The following is a 15144-nucleotide window of genomic DNA, read 5'->3' on the forward strand; positions in this document are numbered from 1 at the left end:
CCTACTGCGACAGGGGCGCCACCCTTCTGGGGGACGGGCCGGAGGCCCGGGCCGGTGCGGAGCCGGCGCCCTGCCGCGGAGGTGCCCTGATCGGCCCGGTCAGCCGCCGAAGAGGCCGCCGTGGAACATGCCGAGGTAGAAGCCGATGGCAGACGCGCCAAGGCCGATGATCAGCGCGAAGCGCTCGCGTGTCGTGACGGAGACGAACTGTCCGTACGCGCCGGTCAGAATTCCGATCAGTCCGGCCCAGGAGCTGAGCAGGTGCAGGTTGTGGAAGAAGGCCGTGACGAACGCCACGGCGCCGAGGGTCAGAGTGACCGCCATCAGGGCGTCCTGCAGCGGGTGGGGCTTGCCGTCGGTGGAGAGCAGGGAGATGGGCTGACGTTGCATGGCCTGTGCCATGGAAGGCACCTCCTGGCTGACGCAGAGCGGTGCGCCGGGGCGGCCTCCGGCAGGGGCCGGGGGCATAGCACCGAGCACACCCGTTGGATACAGATTGGGGCCCCCTCCCGTCGGATTTCAACCGGAAGGAGTCGAGGAGGTAGTCTGTACAGCTGCGCGGTGTCTGTTCTCGGACACCGTGCGCACGCATCACGACCCTCCTGCCACGGAACGACCGTGGCCGCTGAGTCCAAAGGAGGTGGGTTCCACATGCGTCACTACGAAGTGATGGTCATCCTCGACCCCGATCTCGAGGAGCGCGCTGTCTCCCCGCTGATCGAGAACTTCCTCTCCGTCGTCCGTGAGGGCAACGGAAAGGTCGAGAAGGTCGACACCTGGGGCCGTCGTCGTCTCGCTTACGAGATCAAGAAGAAGCCCGAGGGCATCTACTCGGTCATCGACCTTCAGGCCGAGCCTGCGGTCGTCAAGGAGCTTGACCGACAGATGAACCTGAACGAGTCGGTTCTCCGGACCAAGGTCCTTCGCCCCGAGACCCACTGAACTTCGGTTCAGCGGTAATCGGGACCGAGTAGCACAGCAGCCCAGCAGCAATCCCCGCCGAGAGGTTCATCCATGGCAGGCGAGACCGTCATCACGGTCGTCGGCAATCTCGTCGACGACCCCGAGCTGCGCTTCACCCCCTCGGGTGCGGCGGTCGCGAAGTTCCGTGTCGCGTCCACCCCCCGCACCTTCGACCGTCAGACCAATGAGTGGAAGGACGGCGAGAGCCTGTTCCTGACCTGCTCGGTGTGGCGGCAGGCGGCGGAGAACGTCGCCGAGTCCCTCCAGCGAGGCATGCGCGTCATCGTGCAGGGCCGGCTGAGGCAGCGGTCGTACGAGGACCGTGAGGGTGTCAAGCGCACGGTCTACGAGCTGGACGTCGAGGAAGTCGGCCCCAGCCTGAAGAACGCCACGGCCAAGGTCACCAAGACCACCGGTCGCGGCGGTCAGGGTGGGTACGGCGGCGGTGGCGGCCAGCAGCAGGGTGGCGGCGGTGGCTGGGGCGGAGCCCCCAGCGGCGGCGCCCCGCAGGGCGGCGGAGCTCCCTCCGACGACCCGTGGGCGTCCAGCGCGCCGGCCGGTGGCCAGCAGCAGGGCGGCGGCGGGGGCGGCTGGGGCGGAAGCTCCGGCGGCTCCGGCGGTGGCTACTCGGACGAGCCGCCCTTCTAGGGCAGCTCGCATCCCCACTTCTTGATCACACAGGAGAGACACAATGGCGAAGCCGCCTGTGCGCAAGCCTAAGAAGAAGGTCTGCGCATTCTGCAAGGACAAGACCGCGTACGTGGACTACAAGGACACGAACATGCTGCGGAAGTTCATTTCCGACCGCGGCAAGATCCGTGCCCGCCGCGTTACCGGCAACTGCACGCAGCACCAGCGTGACGTCGCCACGGCCGTGAAGAACAGCCGTGAGATGGCGCTGCTGCCCTACACGTCCACCGCGCGATAAGGAAAGGGTGACCGACTAATGAAGATCATCCTGACCCACGAGGTCTCTGGCCTCGGCACCGCCGGCGATGTCGTCGACGTCAAGGACGGTTACGCTCGCAACTACCTGGTCCCGCGTGGTTTCGCGATCCGCTGGACCAAGGGTGGCGAGAAGGACGTGGCGCAGATCCGCCGCGCCCGCAAGATCCACGAGATCGCGACCATCGAGCAGGCCAACGAGATCAAGGCCAAGCTCGAGGGCGTGAAGGTGCGTCTGGCCACCCGTGCGGGTGACGCCGGCCGTCTCTTCGGCTCCGTGACCCCGTCCGACATCGCCACGGCGATCGAGGCTTCCGGTGGTCCGAAGGTCGACAAGCGCCGCGTTGAGCTGGGCGCCCCGATCAAGACCCTCGGTTCGTACCAGGTCTCCGTGCGTCTGCACACCGAGGTCGCCGCGAACGTGGGCATCGAGGTCGTCGCCGCCTAAGGGCTGCGTGTGAAGGGCCGCACCCCTCGGGGTGCGGCCCTTCGTCGTTTCCCGGTGTTCCACGCCGTTGTTTCACGTGAAACATCGGCGTGCAGCCGTGGAGCGGGGACCTACGAGCGGGTGGCTCCCGCGATCAGCCAGCGGCCGGAGCAGGCGCGCACCCTGAGCGTGACCATCCGGACCAGCATCATCAGGGTCATGGCCCACCAGAGCGTGGTGATGCCGCCGCCTACGACCGGCACGAGGAGGGCGGCCGGGACGAACGCGGCCAGCGTCACCAGCATGGCCCGGGCCAGGTAGCGGCCGTCGCCCGCGCCCATGAGGACGCCGTCGAGCACGAAGACGACGCCCGACACGGGCTGGGACAGGGCCACGACCAGCAGGGCGGGGAGCAGGGCCGCCTCGACCGCCGGATCGCTGGTGAACAGCGGAATGAACACCGGGCGGGCCAGGACGACCAGCAGGCCGAGCACGACGCCCGAGACGATGCCCCACTGCACCATGCGGCGGCAGACGGTCTTCGCGCCTTCCGTGTCGCCCGCGCCCAGGTAGCGGCCGATGATCGCCTGTCCGGCGATGGCTATGGCGTCGAGCGCGAAGGCGAGCAGGCTCCACAGGGCCAGCAGGATCTGGTGGGCGGCGATGTCGGCGTCCCCCAGCCGCGCGGCCACGGCTGTCGCGATCATCAGGATGGCGCGCAGGGACAGGGTGCGGACCAGCAGGGGTGCGCCGGCCTGGGCGCAGGCCCGGATGCCCGCGGTGTCCGGGACCAGGGAGGCGCCGTGCCGGCGGGCTCCGCGGACGACCACGAAGAGATACGCGGCCGCCATCGCGCACTGGGCGATGACCGTGCCCCAGGCGGAGCCGGCGATGCCGAGCCCCGCCCCGTAGACGAGGGCCGCGTTCAGGCCCACGTTGAGGGTGAAGCCGCCCACGGCCACGTAGAGCGGGGTGCGGGTGTCCTGGAGGCCGCGGAGGACTCCGGTGGCGGCCAGCACCATCAGCATGGGCGGGATGCCGAAGGCGGAGATGCGCAGATAGGTGACGGCGTACGGGGCGACGGTGTCGGAGGCCCCGAAGAGGGAGATCAGCGACGGAGCCGCGGGCAGCACCACTGCGATGACGGCCGCGCCGAGCAGGAGGGCGAGCCAGATGCCGTCCATGCCCTGTCGGATCGCCGCCTGCAGGTCGCCTGCGCCGACCCGTCGGGAGACGGCCGCCGTGGTGGCGTACGCGAGGAAGACGAAGACGCTCACGGCGGTGGTGAGCAGAGCGGCGGCGATGCCCAGGCCGGCGAGCTGGGGCGTGCCGAGATGTCCCACGATGGCGCTGTCGGCCATCACGAAGAGGGGCTCGGCGACGAGTGCGCCGAAGGCGGGGACGGCGAGCGCGAGGATCTCGCGGTCGTGCCGTCTCCGCCCAGCCTCGGGTGTGGTGAGGGCCTGTGTCATGTGCTCAATCTAATCTTCCACAGGTAATGGATGCAACCCAGCTGTGATCCTTACTGTGACGCCGATGTGAACCTTCTCCGCGACTCGTTGGAGGCGATCTGGAGACCGTGGCCAAGATTTTTTCTCCCCACTGGCTCCTGAGGGGAAAATCGCAGCTCAGGAGGGGTAACGGGGTGGCCCGGGTGATTTTGTCCACAGCGTCGTCCCCCGGTCCGTGCACAGCTTCCGGGGAGTTACCCACAGCATTGGCGCCGTCATCCACATCTCATCCACACAGCCTGTGGATAACAAGATTGGCTGACGCCGCTCCCGGCCCTACCGTGGTGCGTTGCCCGACTCGCCGACAGCCGATTCGGGTGCCCCACATGTCAGAGCCGTGTCGTAGAAAGAGTGGCACGGCAAGGTCCGCTTTGCGGACGGGAGGAGGCGGCCCGGTGAGTATGCCCGAGCCCATGGACGACCCCTGGGCCGACAGCGGTCCGGGTGACCGTCTGCCCGCTCGTTCGCGCCGTAACAGCGAAGGCCGTGGCCGCGGGGACGAACAGCACGACCGGGGCCGCGAGGGCGGCTCCTGGGACGGCGGCGGCGGTGGCGGCTTCGAGCGCGTCCCTCCGCAGGACCTCGACGCCGAGCAGTCGGTGCTCGGCGGCATGCTGCTCTCCAAGGACGCCATCGCCGACGTCGTCGAGGTCATCAAGGGCCACGACTTCTACCGACCCTCCCACGAGACGATCTTCCAGGCCATCCTCGACCTGTACGCCAAGGGCGAGCCGGCCGACCCGATCACCGTCGGCGCCGAGCTGACCCGGCGCGGCGAGATCAGCAAGGTGGGCGGGGCCTCGTACCTGCACACCCTGGTCCAGTCCGTGCCGACGGCGGCGAACGCCGAGTACTACGCGGAGATCGTCCACGAGCGGGCCGTCCTGCGCCGTCTGGTCGCCGCGGGCACGAAGATCACGCAGATGGGTTACGCGGCCGACGGCGACGTCGACGAGATCGTCAACAGCGCCCAGGCCGAGATCTACGCCGTCACCGAGCAGCGGACCTCCGAGGACTACCTGCCGCTCGGCGACATCATGGAGGGCGCCCTCGACGAGATCGAGGCGATCGGCTCGCGCAGCGGCCAGATGTCGGGCGTTCCGACCGGTTTCACGGACCTGGACTCGCTGACGAACGGCCTGCACCCGGGCCAGATGATCGTCATCGCCGCCCGTCCCGCGATGGGCAAGTCCACGCTCGCCCTGGACTTCGCCCGCGCCTGCTCCATCAAGAGCAACCTGCCGAGCGTGATCTTCTCCCTCGAAATGGGGCGCAACGAGATCGCCATGCGCCTGCTCTCGGCGGAGGCCCGGGTGGCGCTGCACCACATGCGCTCCGGCACGATGACGGACGACGACTGGACCCGGCTGGCCCGCCGGATGCCGGACGTCTCCGCCGCCCCGCTCTACATCGACGACTCCCCCAACCTGTCGATGATGGAGATCCGGGCCAAGTGCCGCCGGCTCAAGCAGCGCAACGACCTCTCGCTCGTGGTCATCGACTACCTCCAGCTGATGCAGTCGGGCGGCTCGCGCCGTCCCGAGAGCCGCCAGCAGGAGGTCTCGGACATGTCCCGAAACCTCAAGCTGCTGGCCAAGGAGCTCGAGGTCCCCGTGATCGCGCTCTCCCAGCTGAACCGTGGTCCGGAACAGCGCACCGACAAGAAGCCGATGGTCTCCGACCTGCGTGAATCGGGATCGATCGAGCAGGACGCCGACATGGTGATCCTGCTGCACCGCGAGGACGCGTACGAGAAGGAGTCCCCCCGCGCGGGTGAGGCGGACCTGATCGTGGCCAAGCACCGTAACGGCCCCACGGCCACGATCACCGTGGCCTTCCAGGGCCACTACTCACGCTTCGTGGACATGGCCAACACGTAGCATCCGATCATGGATGACCTTTCTGAGGACCTGGAACTTCTCCCTGCCACCCGGCGTGCCCTCCGGCACCGGATCGCCGTCGCGCAGAGCGCGGGACGGGCGCCGTCCGTCGTGGCGGCCGTGCTGCGGGGCGGTGAGGTGGTCTGGGAGGGCTCTCGGACCTCGGTCGAAGGGCACGGTCCCGACGGGAACGTCCAGTACCGGATCGGTTCGATCACCAAGACCTTCACGGCAGTTCTGGTGATGAGGCTGCGGGACGAGGGACTGCTGAGCCTCTCGGATCCGTTGGAGAAGCACCTGCCGGGGACGGGCGCCGGCGAGGTGAGCATCGCTCAGTTGCTGGCCCACACCGGCGGACTGGCGGCGGAGACCCCCGGCGCGTGGTGGGAGCGCACCCCCGGCGCACTGCGTCCCGAGCTCTCCGACGTCCTGGGCGACGAGCCGTTCGCCCTCACGCCGGGACGGCGCCACCACTACTCCAACCCCGGCTACACCCTGCTGGGTGCGCTGGTGGAGGCGCTGCGCGGGCAGCCCTGGGAAGAGGCGCTGCGGGCCGAGGTGCTGGAGCCCCTCGGTCTGGACCGCACGAGCGGGCAGCCGCGGGCCCCGCACGCGGGAGGCTGGGCGGTCCACCCGTGGGCGGACCTGATGATGCCCGAGCCGCTGGAGGATCTCGGGCTGATGGCTCCCGCCGGACAGCTCTGGTCGACGACCAGGGACCTGGCGCGGTTCGCCGACTTCCTGCTGCACGGTGACGAACGGGTCCTGAGCGCGGAGTCCGTACGGGAGATGCGCACGCCGGCGGCGCCGCCGGAGCCCGGTCTCGCCGATCTCGGCTACGGGCTGGGGATGCAGCTGACGGCCCAGGGCGAGCGGAGGCTCGCGGGCCACAGCGGTTCGCTGCCCGGCTTCGTCGCGGGCCTGTGGCTGAGCGAGGCGGACGACGTGGCGGCGGTGGTGCTGGCGAACTGCACCTCGGGGCTTCCGGCCGCGACGGTGGCGGCGGAACTGGTGGGGATCGTGGCGGACGCCGAGCCGCGGTTCCCGAAGCCGTGGCGGCCCTTCCCGGCGTCGGAGGACCGGGTGCCCCTGGAGCTGTGCGGCCCCTGGTACTGGGGGACTTCGGCGCAGGTGGTGCGGCTGACGGCGGACGGACTGCTGGAGCTGGGCCCGCTGGGCGGATCCGGGCGCACGGCCCGGTTCCGGCCCGGGCCGGACGGTACCTGGACCGGACTGTCCGGCTACTACGCCGGAGAGACGCTGCGGGCGGTGCGCCGGGAGGACGGCTCGGTGAGCCACCTCGATCTGGCGTCCTTCGTCTTCACGCGCGAACCGTACGACGCCCAGGCGCCGGTGCCCGGCGGGGTGGACCCGCAGGGCTGGCGGGGCATCGGCTGACGGGCCGGGCTCAGACGACGAGTTCGCGTTCCAGCGGGGTGCGGAAGCGCGGGGTGATCCGGGCCTCGCCCACCCATGAGGCGAGGCGGGCCGCCTCGGCGGTGACCGCCTCCTCGGCGGCCCGGCCGGGGTTGCCCAGCAGCCGCCAGACGATCTCGCCGTCGGCACGCTGGGCCCAGCCGCCGACGATCTCGCCGTTCCACCACACGGTGGGACCGATGTTGCCGGCGTAGTCGAAGAGCGCGGGCTTGTGGGCGGGGTCGAGGTGGAAGCCGCGGTCGGCCCAGCCCATCCCGCTGGGGTCGAGGCCGGGCAGCAGCGCGGCCCAGGGCTCCGGGGCCGGTTCGGGCGCGGTGTCGCCGGGGCCGACGAGGGCGGTGCTGCCGTCCTCGAGGCGGACCTGGTCCGGGCCCACGGCGGCGAGTGCCCTGCGTACGTCCGTGAGGGTCCAGCCGGTCCACCACTTGAGGTCGGCCTCGGTGGCGGGACCGTAGGCGTGGAGCCAGCGGCGGGCGATCTCCGCACGGGCCTCGGCGGCGGGTACGGCGGGCCAGGGCTCGGTGTGCACCCAGCGGTACTGGCTGGAGGTCCACGACCCGCGCGGGCGGCTGCGCCGGATCCGGCCGTCCGCGGCCAGCAGCCGGATGACACGGGTGGCGACACCGGTCTCCGTCTCGTACTTCTTGCCCCGGCCGATGGTGATCTTCTGGCGCAGTGCGGGCACGGCGGCCGACAACTGGCTTCCGGTGGACGGCCCGTGCACGTCGAGGGCGTCGAGCACGGCGGCCTCCGCCTGTGCCAGCCACTGTGCGTCGAGTCCCTGCCCGTCCTCGTCGAGGTGCTTCAGGAGGGTTCGGCGCTCCTTGACGGCGATCGCCCGGGCGGACGAGGTGTCGACGTACGGGGCTAGGTCCGCCGAGACCGCGAAGAGCGTGTTGCGCATGCTGAGCAGCCGTACGAGGCTGACGTCCTCGTAGAGCGCCTGCTCGACCAGAGCGGGGTCGCCTTCGGCGAGCCGGGCGCGGGCGGAGAGGAAGATCGTCGCGGCGTCGGTGGCGTGCAGGGCGACGACGGAGTCCGCTGCCTCCGCCACCGTGGCGGCCCGGGCCGAGGGAGCGAGGCGGTGGCGCCGGCCGAGCCGGTGGCGGCGCTCGGCGGTGGTGACGAGGGGCAGGCTGGGGCTCATCCTCCCGATCGTAGGCCGGGCCGCCGACAGGGCGACCCGGCCCGCGGGCCGTCGCGCTCAGAGCTGCAGCTTGAACCCGACGTGGGAGGCGGTGAAACCGAGCCGCTCGTAGAAACGGTGCGCGTCGGTGCGGGTCACGTCCGAGGTCAGCTGGACGAGCGAGCAGCCTTCGGTACGGGACTTCTCCACCGCCCACTCGATGAACCGGGTGCCCAGCCCGCCGCCGCGCTCGTCCGCGTGGACCCGGACGCCCTCGATGATGGAGCGGGTGGCCCCCTTGCGGGAGAGACCGGGCACGATCGTCAGCTGGAGGGTGCCCACGACGCGGTCCGCACGGACGGCGACGACCAGATGCTGGTTCGGGTCTCCGGTGAGGCGCCGCAGGGCCGCACGGTACGGGGTGAGGTCGTCGGGGGACTCGCGGGTGGCACCCAGCGGGTCGTCGGCCAACATGGCGACGATGGCGGGCAGATCGGCCTCGGTCGCGGGCCGGATGGCCGGCTCGGGGGTGTCGGTCATGACGGGTGCTTCCTTCCTCAGCCCGCTGCCACGGTGAGCGGAGCCCAGCGGCGGGTCCAGTCGCCGGGCAGGCCGGGGATGTCACGGGTCATGACGGCGTTGAAGGCCACGGAGTCGAGGCCGCGGTCCTTGAGCCAGGCGACGAGCTCCTTGTGCCGTACGTCGACATCGGTGCGCAGCAGCCGGTCCGTACCCGCGGCGAGCGCGGTGACCAGTGACTGGGCGGTGCCCGTGTCCTGAGCGATCAGCGGGCCGATGACATGGGTGTCCATATTGGGCCAGGCGGCGGCGTAGCCGGTCAGGGTGCCGTCTCCGCTGCGGTCCTCGGCGACGATCAACTGGTCAGCGAAGGCGGGCAGTCTGGTGAGCATGTGCGTGCGGTCGGTGCCGAAGACCTCGGCGTCCAGACGCAGGATGTCCTGGAGGTCGCCCGCGGTGGCCGGCCGGACCAGGGGGGTGCCGTACGCGCCGGGGTCGCCCTCGGGCCGGAAGGCGCCCTTCAGCATCTCGACGCGGCCCGTGGTCTTGAAGCCGAGCTCCTCGTACAGCGGGCGGCCGTACGGAGTGGCGTGCAAGGTGAGCGGGACACCCTTGAGGACGTCGTCGCAGACGTGGGTCATCAGGCGTCGGCCGAGGCCTTGACGGGCGTAGCGGTCGGCGACGAGGACCATGCCGATGGCGGCGAGTTCCGGGGCGGCGACGGTGCGGCCGTACTCGGTGACGATGCACGCGGCCGCGAGTCCCCGGCCGTCCGGGGCGTCGACGCCGTAGCCCTTTCCGGCCGCGAGGAGCAGACCCCACTTGTGGTCCTCGCGGAGCCAGCCGCGGTCTTCGGACAAGTCGGCGCAGCGGTGGAGATCGTCCACGGTCAGCGCCCGGATCGGCAGATCAGTGATGTGTGGTGGTGTCACCGGCTCAGACTGGATCATGGGCCGGGAGCCGTCCAGAGGATTTGGGGGGAGATGTTTCACGTGAAACACGCTGTTTCACGTGAAACCAAGCCACTAGCCTCGACGGCTATGACGCTCCTGCACCTCTTCGACCTCGACGGCACGCTGATGTACGGGTCGGCCGCACCGGTCGAGATCTCCCGTCAACTCGGCCTGGGCGCCGAGATCGCCGAGCTGGAGAGGGCCTTCGGCGCGCTGGAGATCGGGCCGCACGAGTTCTCGGTGGCCGCCCACGCGCTCTGGGCCCAGCTCACGCCCGCGCATGTCCGGGCGGCGTTCGACGGGTCCCCCTGGCTCGCGGGAATCCGGGACGTCTGGCAGGAGATCCGGGAGCGCGGGGACTATTGCGCGGTGATCTCCCTGTCGCCCTCCTTCTTCGTGGAGCTGCTCCTGGAGTGGGGTGCGCACGCCGCGCACGGTTCGGTCTATCCGGAGGTGCCGTTCACCCGGCCCGTGGAGGCCGCGGGGATCCTCACGCCCGAGGGCAAGGTCACGGTGGCGGACCGGCTGTGCGAGCGGTTCGGCGTGAGCCGGGGCGACTGCGTCGCGTACGGGGACTCGGTGACCGACTCGGTGCTCTTCGACGTGGTGCCGGTGTCGGTGGCGGTCAACGCGCGGCCCTGGCTGGCGGAGCGCGCGACCCATGTCTACCAGGGCCGGGACCTGAGGGAGGCATACCAGCTCGTAGGGGTGGCACGCCCGGGAGTTCAGGCATCTTAGGAGGAAAGTGGGTTCGAAACGCGGATTTTCCGCATTTCCCCACCGGCATCTGAACCGGCTGGCACGCTGGGGAACCCGGAACCACGGATTCACAGACCGTGGCGTGTGCAGACCGACCGAGATGCTCGAAGCGAGGCACCGCATGGACGCTCCGCCCACCAGATCGGCCAGACGCGACCCGGCCCGGATACCCGGCGAGGGCGGCGCGGCCGAGCCCTCACCGGATGCCGTGCTCATCCGTCGAACCCTCGCGGAGATCGCCCCCATCGCCGACAAGGTCACCTCGTACTTCTACGCGCTGGTCTTCTCCGGGCACCCCGAAGTGCGGGGCATGTTCCCCGCCGCCATGGACACGCAGCGCGAGAGGCTGCTGAAGGCGCTGCTGACCGCCGCCGAGCACATCGACGATCCAGAGGTACTCGCCCCCTACCTGCGCCGACTGGGCACGGGGCACCGCAAGTACGGCACGATGGCCGGCCATTACCCCGTGGTCGGCGAGGCCCTGGTCGGAGCGCTGGCCCGGTACGCCACCGACAGTTGGGGGCCGGAGACCCAGGCCGCATGGGTGCGCGCGTACACCGCGATCTCCCAGATCATGATCGACGCGGCGGCCGAGGACGAGGTGAGGGCCCCGGCGTGGTGGCACGCGGAAGTGGTCTCCCACGATCTGCGCACCTCGGACATCGCGGTGCTGACGGTCCGCCCCGACCAGCCGTACGCCTTCCTCGCCGGCCAGTACGCGAGCCTGGAGACCCCCTGGTGGCCGCGGGTCTGGCGGCACTACTCCTTCGCCTCGGCGCCCCGCGCCGACGGGCTGCTGTCGTTCCACGTCAAGGCCGTCCCCGCGGGCTGGGTCTCCAACGCGCTGGTGCGCCACGCCCGCCCCGGGGACGTGCTGCGCCTCGGACCGCCGGCCGGGTCGATGGTGGTGGACCACAGCACGGACAACGGGATGCTGTGCCTGGGCGGCGGCACCGGCATCGCCCCGATCAAGGCGCTCATCGAGGACGTGGCCGAGCACGGCGAGCGGCGGCCGGTGGAGGTGTTCTTCGGGGCGCGCAGCGACAGCGATCTGTACGACAAGGACACGCTGCTCGGGCTGCAGCGCTCGCATCCGTGGCTGTCGGTGCGCCCGGTGGTGGGCGACGGGCTGGCCGGGCAACTGCCCCACGCCGTGGGCGAACACGGGCCGTGGAGCTCCTACGACGCCTTCGTCTCCGGGCCGCCGGCGATGATCCGCAGCGGGGTGGACGAGCTCCTTCGGATCGGCATCCCCGGCGAGCGGATCCGCCACGACGCCGTGGAGGAACTGGTGGGCATCGCCGGCTGAGACCGGCGGGCAGGCCGCCGGTCTCGGCCGGGCTCAGCCCAGGTCGGGAGCGTGCATGGCGCGTACGCCCTCGATGTTGCCGTCGAGGTAGTGCCGCAGGGACAGCGGGACGAGATGGACGGCGGCGATGCCCACGCGGCTGAAGGGCACGCGGACGATCTCGTACTCGCCCTCGGGCTCGTCGATTTCGGGGCCGTGGCGCAGGCTCGGGTCCATCGATTCGAGGCGGCAGACGAAGAAGTGCTGCACCTTCACGCCGGTCACCCCCCTGTCGGCGATGTGCTCGACCGTGTCGACGAAGCAGGGCACCACATCGGTGATCTTCGCGCCGAGTTCTTCGTGGACCTCTCGGTGGAGGGCGTCGACGACGGTGGAGTCCGAGGGCTCCACTCCCCCGCCGGGGGTGAGCCAGTACGGATCGACGCCGGGCTTGGTGCGCTTGATGAGGATCAGGTCGTCACCGTCGAGCAGGATCGCGCGGGCGGTGCGTTTGACCACGGGACGTTCGGTCATGGGAGAAGAGTGGCCCACCGCTCCCCTTCTGAAACGCGCCACGGGCCGGAAAAGAGGGGGCTCACCAGTGCACGGCGGCGTCCACCAGGAGGTCGTGCGCCCGCGCGAGGTGGGCGAGGGCGAGGCTCCCGGTCCGCACGACCAGGAACCAGGTGCGCAGCGGCGGTACGGAGGGCTCGGCCAGGGCCACGATCCGGCCGCTGTCGAGGGCTTCCCGGCACAGGTAGCGGGGCAGGACGGCGAGTCCGGCGCCGGCCCCGACGCATTCCAGTACGGCCCGCAGGTCGGGTGCGACCACGGTGGCGGCCAGGGACCGGGCATCGGGCATGGTGTCGAAGACGGCGGCCCAGTACCGGGTGACGAGCGGCAGGCTCTCGTGGACCTCCACGAGCGGGATGCCGTCGAGAGCGGCGGGGCCCTCCTCGGACAGCCGCCCCGTGCCGACGAGGGCGGCCCAGTAGGGCGCGGCGACCAGGACCTGCTCCTCGTCGCACAGGGCGGTCACGGCGAAGAGCCCGCCGCGCGGGTGGGCGGTGGTGACGACCAGGTCGTGGTGGCCTGCGGCGAGCCCCTCCAGGGTCGCTTCGGCGCCGGTCTCCAGGGTGGCGCGCAGGGTGTGGCCCTGGCCGACGAGGGGCGCCAGGGCGGGGAGCACGCGCAGGCCGAGGAACTCGGGCGGCCCGGCGACGTGGAGGGTGCGCGACGCACCGGCGGCCTCCCGCCCGGACTCGGTGATCCGCAGCAGGGCGTCGAGGTGCGGGGCCGCCTGGTGGGCCAGTTCGTCGCCGACGGCGGTGGGGGTGACGCCACGGGCCCGACGGTGGAAGAGGGGCCGCCCCAACTGGCGCTCCAGGGTGCGTATCTGCGAGGTGACGGCCGGCTGGGACAGGCCCAGGAGGGCGGCGGCCCGGGTGAACGAGCCGGCCCGGTGGACGGCGACGAAGGTGCGCAGCAGGGCCAGGTCCATCGCGGCACCTCTCGGTGGGGGCCTTCAACTATAAATATGCCGATAGGCCCCTGTCGTTACCGTGATTGGACTCTGACGCAGAGTCAATTAGCCTTGTCGCGTGGTTCTTCGCGCGCGGAACCCTGGGCGGTCCGAGCCACGAGGGGGGAGGCTCGGACCGTCCGTCCAGGGCCTGTTCAGCCGGCGCGGCCTGCGCGGTCGAGGGCCCGCAGCACGTCCGCGACCAGGTCCTCGGTGTCCTCGGCTCCGGCGGAGAAGCGGATGAACCCCTCCGGCACGGCGTCACCGCCCCACCGGCCGCGCCGCTCGGCGGTGGACCGCACTCCGCCGAAACTCGTGGCGTCCTCGACCAGGCGCAGAGCGGACATGAAGCGTTCCGCGTGGGCCCGGTCGGGCAGGGTGAAGGAGACCACCGACCCGAAGCCCCGCATCTGGCGGGCCGCCGTCTTGTGCGAGGGGTCCGTGGCCAGCCCCGGGTAGCGCAGCCCGGTCACGTCGGGGCGGCCGGCCAGCGCCTCGGCGACGGCCAGGGCGTTGGCCCACTGGCGCTGTGCGCGCAGTTGGATCGTGGCCAGGGAGCGGTGGGCGAGCCAGGCCTCCATCGGGCCCGCGATCGCGCCGACGATCTTGCGCCAGCGCCGGACGCCCGCGGCGAGCTCCGGGTCGCGGCAGACCACGTACCCGAGGAGCAGGTCGCCGTGGCCGGTGAGGCCCTTGGTGCCGCTCGCCACGGAGAAGTCGGCCCCGAGCTCCAGGGGCCGCTGTCCGAGGGGGGTGGCGAGGGTGTTGTCGACGGCGACGAGCGTCCCGCCGGCGTGCGCCGCGTCCACGAGGCGCCGGACGTCGCACACGTCGAGCCCGGGGTTGGACGGGGTCTCGATCCACAGCAGCCGGGCTCCGTCGAGGACCGCGAGCTGGGCGTCGTCGCCGGTCGGGGCGGTGCGCACGTGGATGCCGTACGCCTCCAGCTGCTCCCGCACCAGGGGCAGTGCCTGGTAGCCGTCGTCGGGCAGGACCACGGTGTCGCCGGTGCGCGCCTGGGAGAGGAGGACGGCGGAGACGGCCGCCATGCCGGAGGCGAAGACGATGGTGTGCACCTCCTCGCCGGGGGCCTCCAGTTCTCCGATCGCCCGCTCCAGCAGCGTCCACGTGGGGTTGGTGTCGCGGCCGTAGGCGTACGGGCCTTCGACGTCGCCGGGGAGGTGGAAGTGGGCGGCGAAGACCGGTCCGGGCAGGGTCGGCTCGTTCTTCACGGGCTCCGGCAGCCCTGCGCGGAGCGCGCGCGTGCCGTCGCCGATCGCCTCGGCGGTTCCTTCGGGGGCGTACTCGTTCACGCGGTGTGCTCCTTCACGGCCTCGCGTACGGCGTCCAGCAGACCGGGGCTCGCCGCCTCGACCAGCTCCAGGCAGTCCTCGAACCCGTCGAGGGACCCGTAGTAGGGATCCGGTACGTCGGCCTCCGCGGCCGTGGCCGCCGGATCGTAGGACCGCAGCAGCCGGATCTTGGCGGCGTCCTGCGGGGTGGGTGCGAGCGCCCGCAGGTCCCGCAGGTGTTCGGCGTCGAGCGCGATGACGAGGTCCAGGCGGTCGAACCAGGAGGCGCGGAACTGCCGGGCCCGGTGGTCCTGCTCGTAGCCCGCGGCCTCCAGGACGGAGACGGTGCGCGGGTCGGCGCCGTCGCCCTCGTGCCAGCCGCCGGTCCCGGCGCTGTCCACCTCGACCAGGTGGTCGAGGCCGGCTCGCGTCACATGGGCACGGAAGACGGACTCCGCCATGGGGGAGCGGCATATGTTGCCCGTGCAGACGAAGCAGACGCGGTACGTGGGCGTCATGGAA

At 71.2% G+C, this 15144-nt stretch carries 17 protein-coding genes; 8 read left to right on the forward strand and 9 right to left on the reverse strand.

The genetic code is table 11. The features are described 5' to 3' along the window. Positions 1-99: 99 nt before the first annotated feature. Positions 100-402: a hypothetical protein gene (locus tag ACFYP3_RS15020; protein WP_365468066.1), complete on the reverse strand. Its 303-nt coding sequence runs from the start codon at positions 400-402 to the stop codon at positions 100-102. A gap of 249 nt (positions 403-651) precedes the next feature. On the opposite strand from ACFYP3_RS15020, the gene rpsF reads away from it, so the two are divergent. The 4 genes from rpsF to rplI all read left to right on the forward strand — a co-directional run bounded on the left by rpsF (position 652) and on the right by rplI (position 2356). Then, entirely contained in the window at positions 652-942 is a 291-nt protein-coding gene (rpsF, locus tag ACFYP3_RS15025; RefSeq protein WP_004950685.1) for a 30S ribosomal protein S6, read from the forward strand. Between the two features lie 72 nt (positions 943-1014). Continuing rightward, positions 1015-1611, forward strand: coding sequence for a single-stranded DNA-binding protein (locus tag ACFYP3_RS15030; RefSeq protein ID WP_388831664.1), 597 nt, complete (start codon positions 1015-1017; stop codon positions 1609-1611). A 43-nt stretch (positions 1612-1654) separates the two neighbouring features. Continuing rightward, entirely contained in the window at positions 1655-1891 is a 237-nt protein-coding gene (gene rpsR / locus ACFYP3_RS15035; protein ID WP_005315025.1) for a 30S ribosomal protein S18, read from the forward strand. Between the two features lie 18 nt (positions 1892-1909). Next, on the forward strand, positions 1910-2356 hold the full coding sequence (gene rplI / locus ACFYP3_RS15040; protein ID WP_365468069.1) for a 50S ribosomal protein L9: 447 nt from the start codon (positions 1910-1912) through the stop codon (positions 2354-2356). Between the two features lie 110 nt (positions 2357-2466). Here the strand turns inward: rplI and ACFYP3_RS15045 are convergent, their stop codons facing one another. After that, positions 2467-3807 carry an MATE family efflux transporter gene (locus tag ACFYP3_RS15045; RefSeq protein WP_388831667.1) on the reverse strand — a complete coding sequence of 447 codons (1341 nt, stop codon included), beginning with the start codon at positions 3805-3807 and terminating at the stop codon, positions 2467-2469. Between the two features lie 452 nt (positions 3808-4259). Here ACFYP3_RS15045 and dnaB point away from each other — a divergent pair, with 452 nt between their 5' ends. After that, on the forward strand, positions 4260-5726 hold the full coding sequence (gene dnaB / locus ACFYP3_RS15050) for a replicative DNA helicase (protein ID WP_388831792.1): 1467 nt from the start codon (positions 4260-4262) through the stop codon (positions 5724-5726). A 9-nt stretch (positions 5727-5735) separates the two neighbouring features. Beyond that, positions 5736-7124: a serine hydrolase domain-containing protein gene (locus ACFYP3_RS15055; protein WP_388831669.1), complete on the forward strand. Its 1389-nt coding sequence runs from the start codon at positions 5736-5738 to the stop codon at positions 7122-7124. A gap of 10 nt (positions 7125-7134) precedes the next feature. On the opposite strand, the gene ACFYP3_RS15060 is transcribed toward ACFYP3_RS15055, so the two are convergent. Genes ACFYP3_RS15060 through ACFYP3_RS15070 form a run of 3 tightly spaced genes read right to left on the reverse strand, consistent with a single transcriptional unit; the run spans position 7135 to position 9740 of the window. Next, positions 7135-8310 carry a winged helix DNA-binding domain-containing protein gene (locus ACFYP3_RS15060; protein WP_388831671.1) on the reverse strand — a complete coding sequence of 392 codons (1176 nt, stop codon included), beginning with the start codon at positions 8308-8310 and terminating at the stop codon, positions 7135-7137. 57 nt (positions 8311-8367) lie between these two features. Beyond that, on the reverse strand, positions 8368-8829 hold the full coding sequence (locus ACFYP3_RS15065) for a GNAT family N-acetyltransferase (RefSeq protein WP_388831673.1): 462 nt from the start codon (positions 8827-8829) through the stop codon (positions 8368-8370). A 17-nt stretch (positions 8830-8846) separates the two neighbouring features. Then, positions 8847-9740 carry a GNAT family N-acetyltransferase gene (locus ACFYP3_RS15070; protein ID WP_388831675.1) on the reverse strand — a complete coding sequence of 298 codons (894 nt, stop codon included), beginning with the start codon at positions 9738-9740 and terminating at the stop codon, positions 8847-8849. A gap of 108 nt (positions 9741-9848) precedes the next feature. On the opposite strand from ACFYP3_RS15070, the gene ACFYP3_RS15075 reads away from it, so the two are divergent. Together ACFYP3_RS15075 and ACFYP3_RS15080 are read left to right on the forward strand one after the other, a co-directional pair. Then, a complete protein-coding gene (locus ACFYP3_RS15075; protein ID WP_388831677.1) occupies positions 9849-10499 on the forward strand; it encodes an HAD family hydrolase in 651 nt (216 codons plus the stop codon). A 142-nt stretch (positions 10500-10641) separates the two neighbouring features. Next, a complete protein-coding gene (locus ACFYP3_RS15080) occupies positions 10642-11829 on the forward strand; it encodes a globin domain-containing protein (protein ID WP_388831679.1) in 1188 nt (395 codons plus the stop codon). Between the two features lie 33 nt (positions 11830-11862). On the opposite strand, the gene ACFYP3_RS15085 is transcribed toward ACFYP3_RS15080, so the two are convergent. The 4 genes from ACFYP3_RS15085 to ACFYP3_RS15100 form a co-directional block, all read right to left on the reverse strand. Then, on the reverse strand, positions 11863-12342 hold the full coding sequence (locus tag ACFYP3_RS15085) for an NUDIX domain-containing protein (protein WP_388831681.1): 480 nt from the start codon (positions 12340-12342) through the stop codon (positions 11863-11865). Between the two features lie 61 nt (positions 12343-12403). After that, a complete protein-coding gene (locus ACFYP3_RS15090) occupies positions 12404-13309 on the reverse strand; it encodes a LysR family transcriptional regulator (RefSeq protein ID WP_388831683.1) in 906 nt (301 codons plus the stop codon). Positions 13310-13485: 176 nt separating this feature from the next. Then, complete coding sequence (locus ACFYP3_RS15095) at positions 13486-14643, reverse strand: cystathionine gamma-lyase (protein ID WP_388831685.1); 1158 nt, start codon at positions 14641-14643, stop codon at positions 13486-13488. Continuing rightward, positions 14640-15140 carry a low molecular weight protein-tyrosine-phosphatase gene (locus ACFYP3_RS15100; RefSeq protein ID WP_388831687.1) on the reverse strand — a complete coding sequence of 167 codons (501 nt, stop codon included), beginning with the start codon at positions 15138-15140 and terminating at the stop codon, positions 14640-14642. The genes ACFYP3_RS15095 and ACFYP3_RS15100 overlap by 4 nt, the downstream gene beginning before the upstream one ends. Positions 15141-15144 lie beyond the last annotated feature (4 nt).

The organism is Streptomyces sp. NPDC005533 (assembly GCF_042871845.1).
Classification (GTDB): domain Bacteria; phylum Actinomycetota; class Actinomycetes; order Streptomycetales; family Streptomycetaceae; genus Streptomyces.

Coding starts and splice junctions, on each gene's coding strand:
- ACFYP3_RS15020 (WP_365468066.1), bottom strand. CDS start 402: ATGGCACAGGCCATGCAACGTCAGCCCATCTCCCTGCTCTCCACCGAC.
- rpsF (WP_004950685.1), top strand. CDS start 652: ATGCGTCACTACGAAGTGATGGTCATCCTCGACCCCGATCTCGAGGAG.
- ACFYP3_RS15030 (WP_388831664.1), top strand. CDS start 1,015: ATGGCAGGCGAGACCGTCATCACGGTCGTCGGCAATCTCGTCGACGAC.
- rpsR (WP_005315025.1), top strand. CDS start 1,655: ATGGCGAAGCCGCCTGTGCGCAAGCCTAAGAAGAAGGTCTGCGCATTC.
- rplI (WP_365468069.1), top strand. CDS start 1,910: ATGAAGATCATCCTGACCCACGAGGTCTCTGGCCTCGGCACCGCCGGC.
- ACFYP3_RS15045 (WP_388831667.1), bottom strand. CDS start 3,807: ATGACACAGGCCCTCACCACACCCGAGGCTGGGCGGAGACGGCACGAC.
- dnaB (WP_388831792.1), top strand. CDS start 4,260: ATGGACGACCCCTGGGCCGACAGCGGTCCGGGTGACCGTCTGCCCGCT.
- ACFYP3_RS15055 (WP_388831669.1), top strand. CDS start 5,736: ATGGATGACCTTTCTGAGGACCTGGAACTTCTCCCTGCCACCCGGCGT.
- ACFYP3_RS15060 (WP_388831671.1), bottom strand. CDS start 8,310: ATGAGCCCCAGCCTGCCCCTCGTCACCACCGCCGAGCGCCGCCACCGG.
- ACFYP3_RS15065 (WP_388831673.1), bottom strand. CDS start 8,829: ATGACCGACACCCCCGAGCCGGCCATCCGGCCCGCGACCGAGGCCGAT.
- ACFYP3_RS15075 (WP_388831677.1), top strand. CDS start 9,849: ATGACGCTCCTGCACCTCTTCGACCTCGACGGCACGCTGATGTACGGG.
- ACFYP3_RS15080 (WP_388831679.1), top strand. CDS start 10,642: ATGGACGCTCCGCCCACCAGATCGGCCAGACGCGACCCGGCCCGGATA.
- ACFYP3_RS15085 (WP_388831681.1), bottom strand. CDS start 12,342: ATGACCGAACGTCCCGTGGTCAAACGCACCGCCCGCGCGATCCTGCTC.
- ACFYP3_RS15090 (WP_388831683.1), bottom strand. CDS start 13,309: ATGGACCTGGCCCTGCTGCGCACCTTCGTCGCCGTCCACCGGGCCGGC.
- ACFYP3_RS15100 (WP_388831687.1), bottom strand. CDS start 15,140: ATGACGCCCACGTACCGCGTCTGCTTCGTCTGCACGGGCAACATATGC.